This window comes from Spirulina sp. 06S082 (assembly GCF_034932145.1).
Lineage (GTDB): Bacteria > Cyanobacteriota > Cyanobacteriia > Cyanobacteriales > Spirulinaceae > CCY15215.
Map to the genome: position 1 here is coordinate 1 of NZ_JAYGHV010000240.1, position 3364 is coordinate 3364.

The window sequence follows — 3364 nt, forward strand, 5'->3', positions numbered from 1 at the left end:
AAGTCACTATGGCGAGGAACAGAACGATGCTTCTCAGTAGGGCGGCAAATATACTCACTTGTATTGAAATTTCGAGCAGAAATCCCTTGCAAAGTGGCGAAAGTATAAGCGATAGCAATCAGTAAAAGCGATCACGCAAATAATACTGGTCTAAATTACTATCAAACTGTTCTCCAGCAAACAGATAATCATTCTCGCTATTACCAACAGAATCAATTAAATTACCATAAGCATCATAACTGTAAACATCCGTGACATTACCATTCTCAATTGTCTGAGAAACCCGACTATTATCATAAGTATAACTCACTGTCTCTCCACCCTGAATCATTGCCTCCAAAAGAAAAGACATTAATCTATCACTTAATCTTCTGATAGAATATAAAGATCGACATCAATTTCTGCATTCAATTGAGCAAGTTTTTTAACCAATTTTTTATCAAAAGAAATCGTTGGTCGATTATCCTCATCGTAGATATATATTGTACATTCTAGTTCAGCATAATATTTACAACATATTTTAACAAAAGATTGCCAATTGTCTTCAATTTTATTTAAAACAACTTCAATGTGTTTTGATAACTCGATTGAATTGTCAAGTTCAGATTTAATAGTCCAACCATTTTGTTTATGAGAAACACTTGCATTTGGGTATATTAAATCACCTTTTTTCCAAACCTTTGATGGTGTTACTCCAACGAAAGCAGTAATTTCGTCGGGATCGCAATCAAAGTTAAGAACTGTAAATGCACAAAAAAACTCATTCTTCATTGTTTGAACTTCATATACTCTAATTTGATTATACATCAAAATTTATTTAAGTTTTTTAAGATTGATTCCTGTAGGTTCACCAATAGCATTCCTCATTCCTTTGGGTTTGACATAAACATTGCCTTTTTGATCTTTATAAAGATCTCTTTTAGAAGCATTTTCCTTACCTTTCAATTCATGAATATCATATCCAGATTTTTTTAGTTTCTTGATGTCTTTTTTACTAAGCTCTACGTCTTCTTTTGTGTCCCGATCCATATAATCATCATCTATATCGTCATTGTCTTCAGCCCCATCTTCAGAATTGATTGCTGCAATAAAAATTCCATACTTAGCTAAAAATAAAGCTAGTGCTAATCGAGTGCTTAATATTGATAGTAGTGGAGTAAAAGTAGCATAGGATTGAGATGCAAGCTGTCCTATTTGAGCAAAAACAGAATTAACTTCAGTTAAAGTAAACAATCCACTCGGGTCAATACCATTTATAGGATCAGCATTAGCATACAAATATTTATGCAGAGTAATTGGGTCAAAGTTATTACCCTCATAAGTATCCCTTCGTGTAAACCGTCCCACACTCGGATCGTAATAGCGTTGACGCAAATAATACTGTTCCAAACTCTCATCAAACTGCTCACCAGCAAACAGATAATCATTCTCACTATTGCCAACCGAATCCGTTAAATTGCCATAAGCATCGTAATAATAAACGTCCGTGACATTACCATTTTCATCCGTCAAACCTCGCGTACTTCCCAAACCATCCACCAAATAATAAGAATCTACATCATTTCGCTCCTGAGAAATCAAATCCAAACCATAGAGATAACTTACATCTTTTTTTATTAATATATTGTTTGTAAATCTAATAATAATTCTCCAATTTTATTGGCTTCTATATTACATTTTAAAACTTTTTTTATGAGAGGTTCAAAACCTTGCTTATCTTCAGAAACAACGTAAGGTGTTATTTCTACTTCTATATCATTAGAAGTTACGAAAACAAGAGAACTGTTTTTCTCGATCATTTTCCAACTTTTAAACCCTGTAGCTTTGAGGGCTGATTTGGGTAAGACAATTAGCCGATCGGAATCATGAGGAATTTGATCTTTTGAAAATTCTAGAATTTCTAAAACTTTGATACCTAGCTCATGAGACTTTGTTTCTGAATTGAGTGTAAATACAGGCTCACAGGCAATCCAGATCCCAAAGACAGTTCTAGATTGACAAATCAGATATATAGCTTTTTTGTTAAAGTAGATTTGACATCCTTTCATAATAAGAGCCTAGGGAATTGGACTGAACACGATACGAATTCCATACCTTTGAGGAGCTTCTTTTAAAAATTGAGTTATTGCCTGTGCCTGTGCTCGCGTCATTACACCATTTTCAATTGCAACTACTAATACTCGCTCAGAAGGAGAAGGGACAGTAGTTCCTCCCCATGTTCTACCATTAAAACGGGCTAATTTACTAGCGTAGTCATCAAGTTTATTAATCAGTCTGCTTGGTTTTGCATAAGTTGTCAAAGTTAAATCTAAACTTTTGATTGATGTAGCGACTCCATTAACAAAATCATCAATCACTGGAAAATTAGAGATGTGTCTAAGGCTTGCGGGTCTTCCTAAAACCATTTGTTCTATGTGCCGACCTCGTTCTACGGCTGATGCTACATTCCAAATCGAATTTGGCGCTCGTGCTGCTCGAACTGCTCGGATTGTACTCTGACCTGCAAGTCGAATTCTGAAAAGCGATGTGGCACGCTGTACTCCTGCAAGAGTTACTCCAACTCCCAAACCGACTCCTACATCGAAAGCTACACCAAATGCCACATCTCCAGCAACTTTTGCTAGGTCTGCTCCACTTGCCAAATTTTTGGCCGCTTCGACGGTACGCAAAGGAACACTAAATGCCAAGGAAGTCAAAACATTTTGAAGAACAAATGTAGAGTTTATCTCAGGAAGAGAAGCTAAACCAGAAGGATCGATATAACTAACTGGATTCCCATTAGCATACAAATACTTATGCAGAGTAATCGGCTCATTATTCCGACCTTCATAAGTGTCCCTTCGTGTAAACCGTCCTACACTCGGATCGTAGTATCGTTGACGCAAATAATACTGGTCTAAATTACTATCAAACTGCTCACCAGCAAACAGATAGTCATTCTCGCTATTTCCAACAGAATCAATTAAATTTCCATAAGCATCATAAGAATAAACATCTGTCACATTACCATTCTCATCCGTCAACCCTTTTGTACTTCCCAAACCATCCACCAGATAATAAGAATCTACATCATTTCGCTCCTGAGAAATCAAAGCGTCCGGTGTCGGGGTCGTATTCCGTGCGGATGCCATCGCGTTCCAAGGGGTCTTCAATGCGGGTGAGATAGTGGGGGCGATCGCTTTTCCTCAATTCTTCTCAATTTACCAAAAAGAACTTGACAAGCGTTGAAAACTCTTTCATTCTGTATAATGGAGTCAAACGTATTGATTCCTTCTTTCTTTAAAGCAATGGTACAACAACTTTCTCCCCTCACCATTGAAGACGAACTTCTTTATCCCGATCGCGACGGTAAACCCTTGGCTGA

The 3364-nt window shown here is 36.7% G+C and carries 5 protein-coding genes; all 5 read right to left on the bottom strand.

Features of this window, described 5'->3' with window-relative positions; genetic code table 11:
* Positions 1 to 118: 118 nt before the first annotated feature.
* Genes VB714_RS15120 through VB714_RS15140 form a run of 5 tightly spaced genes read right to left on the bottom strand, consistent with a single transcriptional unit; the run spans position 119 to position 3131 of the window.
* Positions 119 to 352, bottom strand: a complete 234-nt coding sequence (locus tag VB714_RS15120; RefSeq protein WP_323225437.1) for a hypothetical protein — start codon at positions 350 to 352, stop codon at positions 119 to 121.
* Positions 353 to 363: 11 nt separating this feature from the next.
* Positions 364 to 807 (bottom strand): DUF4279 domain-containing protein, encoded by a 444-nt coding sequence (locus tag VB714_RS15125; protein WP_323225438.1) that lies wholly within the window; start codon positions 805 to 807, stop codon positions 364 to 366.
* A gap of 6 nt (positions 808 to 813) precedes the next feature.
* Positions 814 to 1587 (bottom strand): polymorphic toxin type 33 domain-containing protein, encoded by a 774-nt coding sequence (locus tag VB714_RS15130; protein ID WP_323225439.1) that lies wholly within the window; start codon positions 1585 to 1587, stop codon positions 814 to 816.
* A gap of 29 nt (positions 1588 to 1616) precedes the next feature.
* Positions 1617 to 2048: a hypothetical protein gene (locus VB714_RS15135; protein ID WP_323225440.1), complete on the bottom strand. Its 432-nt coding sequence runs from the start codon at positions 2046 to 2048 to the stop codon at positions 1617 to 1619.
* 9 nt (positions 2049 to 2057) lie between these two features.
* Positions 2058 to 3131, bottom strand: coding sequence for an RHS repeat-associated core domain-containing protein (locus VB714_RS15140; RefSeq protein WP_323225441.1), 1074 nt, complete (start codon positions 3129 to 3131; stop codon positions 2058 to 2060).
* Positions 3132 to 3364: the final 233 nt, after the last annotated feature.

Coding starts and splice junctions, on each gene's coding strand:
- VB714_RS15120 (WP_323225437.1), bottom strand. CDS start 352: ATGTCTTTTCTTTTGGAGGCAATGATTCAGGGTGGAGAGACAGTGAGT.
- VB714_RS15125 (WP_323225438.1), bottom strand. CDS start 807: ATGTATAATCAAATTAGAGTATATGAAGTTCAAACAATGAAGAATGAG.
- VB714_RS15135 (WP_323225440.1), bottom strand. CDS start 2,048: ATGAAAGGATGTCAAATCTACTTTAACAAAAAAGCTATATATCTGATT.
- VB714_RS15140 (WP_323225441.1), bottom strand. CDS start 3,131: ATGGCATCCGCACGGAATACGACCCCGACACCGGACGCTTTGATTTCT.